The sequence below is a fragment of the Phenylobacterium sp. genome, from assembly GCF_031425575.1.
GTDB lineage: Bacteria > Pseudomonadota > Alphaproteobacteria > Caulobacterales > Caulobacteraceae > Phenylobacterium.
Map to the genome: position 1 here is coordinate 1 of NZ_JANPJP010000024.1, position 4,374 is coordinate 4,374.

The 4,374-nt window shown below is 70.4% G+C and carries 4 protein-coding genes; 3 read left to right on the plus strand and 1 reads right to left on the minus strand.

Features of this window, described 5'->3' with window-relative positions:
• Window positions 1–1,978: transglycosylase domain-containing protein (locus RMO97_RS01185; RefSeq protein ID WP_310538732.1), on the minus strand; the 1,978-nt coding region annotated here is incomplete at its 3' end.
• 153 nt (window positions 1,979–2,131) lie between these two features.
• Between RMO97_RS01185 and RMO97_RS01190 the strand changes: the two genes are divergently transcribed.
• From RMO97_RS01190 to RMO97_RS01200, 3 genes are all read left to right on the plus strand, one after another.
• Window positions 2,132–2,404 (plus strand): hypothetical protein, encoded by a 273-nt coding sequence (locus RMO97_RS01190; protein ID WP_310538733.1) that lies wholly within the window; start codon window positions 2,132–2,134, stop codon window positions 2,402–2,404.
• Window positions 2,405–2,442: 38 nt separating this feature from the next.
• Window positions 2,443–3,321 (plus strand): transglutaminase family protein, encoded by an 879-nt coding sequence (locus tag RMO97_RS01195; protein ID WP_310538734.1) that lies wholly within the window; start codon window positions 2,443–2,445, stop codon window positions 3,319–3,321.
• Window positions 3,322–3,612: 291 nt separating this feature from the next.
• The coding region (locus RMO97_RS01200) for an MFS transporter (protein WP_310538735.1) at window positions 3,613–4,374 on the plus strand (762 nt) is incomplete at its 3' end.

A 4,374-nucleotide genomic window follows, 5' to 3' on the forward strand; every position in this document is an offset into this window, starting at 1 on the left:
TCATGGAGGCGTTGTTGTCATTGCCAACCCAGACGCCGACCACGAGATCGCCGACATAGCCGATGAACAGGGCGTCCCGGTAATCCTGGGTGGTGCCGGTCTTGCCGAAGGCGCCGGGCATGGCGGCCTCGATGCCGGTGCCCCGCTGGGTGGCCGATCGCAGCAGGTCACGCATCCCGGCCAGTTCGGCCTTGCCGAGCTTGCGGACGGTGGCGGGCTTGCGGAAGCTGGCCAGGCCGTGGGCGATCACCGGGGCCTCGCCCGCGTCGATGGCGGCATAGGCGGCGGTGAGCTGGACCAGGCTCATGGGACCGGTGCCGAGCGCCAGGGTCAGGTCGTTGGGAATCGTTTCGGTGACGCCCAGGTCGCGCGCCGTGCGAACGATGTCGTCACGGCCGACCTCCTTGGCCAGGCGCACGGCGGCCACGTTAGAGGAGCCGGCGAAGGCGGTGATCAGCGGCACCATGCGGCCGGCGTACTTCACCTCATGGTTCTTCGGCTTCCATCCGGAGACCTCGACCGGGGCGTCGAGGATCGGGCTGGTGGGGGTCCAGCCCTCGCGCAGGGCGGCGAGGTAGACGAAGAGCTTGAAGGCAGAGCCCGGCTGGCGGGCGGCGTCGGCGCGGTTGAACTGGCTGACCTTGTAGTCGCGGCCGCCCACCATGGCGACGACGCGGCCATCGGTGCGCATGGCGACAAGCGCCCCCTGGCCGGCGTTCAGCGCCTTGCCGTCACGGTCCAGGGCGCGGGCCAGGATCTTCTCGGCCTGGGCCTGGAGATTGGTGTCGAGGGTGGTCTTGACCACGGTCTCGCCGTAGCTCGCCTCCATCGCCGCCTTGGCCTGGGGGATGACCCAGTCGGCGAAGTAGGAGCCGGTGGGGATGGGCTTGCGGCCGCCATAGGGGCGCACGCCGCGGGCGGCGCTGCGGGCTTGGGCCTTGGTGATCAGGCCGGTGTCGGCCATGGCGCCCAGGACGATCCGCATGCGCTCGCGCGCGCCTTCCAGGTTCTCGGTCGGCGCCAGGCGTGACGGGGCCTTGACCAGGCCGGCCAGCATCGCCGCCTCGCCGATGGAAAGCGCCTCCGGCGTCTTGTCGAAATAGTGCCGGGCGGCGGCCCGCAGGCCAAAGGCGCCGTCGCCGAAATAGACCGAGGACAGGTAGCGCGACAGGATCTCGTCCTTGGAGAGGCGGGCCTCCAGATAGACGGCGATGATCGCTTCCTGGACCTTGCGGCGCAGGGTGCGCTGGCTCGACAGGAAGGCGTTCTTGGCCAGCTGCTGGGTGATGGTGGAGCCGCCCTCGGCCACACCGCCGGCCCGGGCGTTGGCGTTCATGGCGCGCGCGATGGCCTTGGGGTCGACGCCCAGGTGGCTGTAGAAGCGCCGGTCCTCGATGGCGATGAAGGCGCCGGAGACGTACTTCGGCAGCTTGGCGACCTCGACCGGCTCCTCCTTGTAGGAGCCGCGCTTGGCGATGGGCCGGCCGTCGGCGGCCACCAGGACCAGGGTCGGATTTTCCAGCGGCTCCAAGGCCTGGCCCAGCGGCAGGGAGCCCACCAGCCAGACCATGAAGATGAGGAGCAGGGCCGCCACCCCGGCGCCGATTTGCCAGGGGCGGCGCATCCACAACGGAGGGGCGCCGTCGCCGACGGCGGTCACAGGGCTGGGACCGACCTCAGGTTCCGGCGCCGGCTGGGGCGTGATCTCGGGCTCGGGGTCGGGGTCGACATCCGGAACCAGCTCCGGCTCCGGCTCAGGCTGCGGCGTGACATACGGCTCCGGCTCAGCGTCCGGTTCAGGCTCGGACTCCGGTTCGGGTGCAACAGCGGACTCAGCGTCTTCGTCAGTGAATTCAGACTCTGGAAGCGCCTGCGCCGCCGACGACTGTTCCGGGGACGTCTCGTCCCCCGGCGCCAGCTCCGGCGGCGGCGCCTCGTCGGGCTTGGGCGGATCGACCTCGGGGCCGTTGTCGGACATGCACGTCGCATTCAATCGGGCGCGGGCCCGTGGGAGCGGCGTCCATACCACATGGGCGTGGGGCGCCAAGCGTGGCCGGAGCCGGGTGAGAGCTCCGGCGGAACGCCGAGGCGCGTCGGTCGTTGCAGCGTCAGCCATTCCAAAGGAACTCCCATGCGACTGATCATGACCCTGGCGGCCGTTTCGGCGCTGGCGCTCTCCGCGTCCGCCTGCAGCGACAAGCCCAACGCCACCGGCGCCGCAATGCCCGACACCGACTCCGTGGCCGGAACCGGCGCGGCCACGGCCCCGGACGCCGGCGTCACCGGCGCTGTCCCCGCCGACGGCTCCCCGCCTCCCATGCAGGCGACCTCCCCCGCCGCCCAGGGCGCGGGCGTCGGCACGACCGGCGGCCAGGGCGCCGGGAGCGGAACGACCACCCCCTAACCGGAACCTCCATCGCGGCTGTCCGTTCGTCGCGCACAATGGCGCGCCTGATCATCCGTCACGAGACTCGCTACCTCTATGAGCGGCCCGTGGGCTTTGGCGTTCACCGGCTGCTGCTGCGGCCGCGCGACAGCCATGCGACGCGGGTCGTAGAGGCCTCGATGGGCCTGTCCCTGCCGGCCTCCAAGCGGTGGGTCTATGACGCGCTGGGGAACTGCGTCTGCCTCATGACGCCGGAGGGGCGGTCGCAGGAACTCACCATCGTCAGCAAGCTTACCATCGAACGGTTTCCAGCCCCGCTCGCGCCACTGCAGATCGACAACCCCCACACCGCGATGCCGATCGTCTACGACCGTGGCGACCGCACGATCCTGGACCCCTTCATCGACCCTGCGACCGACGACCCCAACGGCATGTTACTGGACTGGGTGCGAGCCAACGCCGGCGGAGCCTATGAGCCGGCGCTGGACTTCCTGCAGCGGCTGAACCGCTACATCCACCAGCACTTCGACTACCGCCAGCGCGACGAGGAGGGCACCCAGACGCCCGCCTTCACGGTGACGATGGGCTCGGGAACCTGCCGTGACTTCGCCTGGCTGATGGTGGAGGCGTTGCGTCGGCTCGGCTATGCGGCCCGGTTTGTCACCGGTTACCTCTATTCGCCCCGCCACTCGAGCGTTCGAGGGGCCGGCGCCACACATGCCTGGTGCGAGGTCTTCCTGCCCGGTCTTGGCTGGCTGGAGTTCGACCCCACCAATGGCCTGGCCGAGTCCGCCGACCTGATTCCGGTCGCCGTCAGCCGCACCCCCGAGGGGGCCACCCCGATCAGCGGCATGATTCTCGGGGATCCAGGCAAGAGCGAGCTTTCGATTCACGTAGATGTGCGACCCGCCGACCCGCGGATGGAGGCGGCTTAAGCGTTAGGGCTTCGGGAGGAACCGGCCATGACCACAGGCTTCCATCAGCAAGACCCCAACCTTAACTTCAGCGCGCCCCGCTCCGCGCCCAAGCCGCAGCACGGTCGCGCGCCGGACCAGAGGGCGGTGGAGGTGAAGGAACAGAAGACCCCTATTCCGCGCCCAGGGCACTAAGGCTTTCATCCTCCTCGCCTTGCGTGAGGAGGAAACACCTGGGTCCGACTCTGCTTAAGCTCCCCTCCGACGCCCTTTGGCGTTGGAGCCCTCACTCTTGCCTATCGGCCGCCAGCCATGACCTTCACCCCGCGCCGCGCGGTGCTGACCTTGGGGGTGACCCAGACCATCGGCTATGCGTGTTCGAGCTACCTGCCCGCGACCCTGGCCAAGCCGATGGCCGCCGATGTGGGGATGTCGACCACTGGAGTGTTCCTGGCGTTCTCCGCGGCATTGCTGCTGCAGGCGGTGACCGGCCCCCGCGTCGGCAAGCTGGTGGACCAGAGGGGCGGACGGCCGCCGCTGACCGCCGCCAGTCTGCTGTTCGCCGCCGGCCTCGTGGGCCTGGCGATCTCCGAGACCCCGGTGGCCTTGATCGCCTCCTGGCTGATCATCGGCCTGGGCATGTCGGCGGGCCTGTACGACATCGCCTTCGCCGGCCTGGTGTCCTGGTTCGGGGTCGACGCGCGCCGGTCCATCACCGGCGTGACCCTGATCGCCGGGTTCGCCAGCACCATCGGCTGGCCCCTCACCGCCTGGCTGGAGCACGAGATCGGCTGGCGCGGCGCCTGCCTGGTCTGGGCGGCGCTCAACCTGATGGTCGCCCTGCCCCTGCATCTCAGCCTGCCCCGCGCCCCGGCGCCGCGCCCGGCGCCCGCCGCAGACGCCGCGCCGATCAGTGACGCGCCCGCGCCAGGCGACACCTCGAAGATGGTGCTGATGGCCGGCGCCTTCGCGGTGCTCGCGGCCATCGGCTCGGCGATGTCGGCGCACCTGCCGCCGCTGCTGAACGCGCTCGGCGTCGGTCCAGCCGCGGCCGTGGGCGCCGCGGCCCTGGTG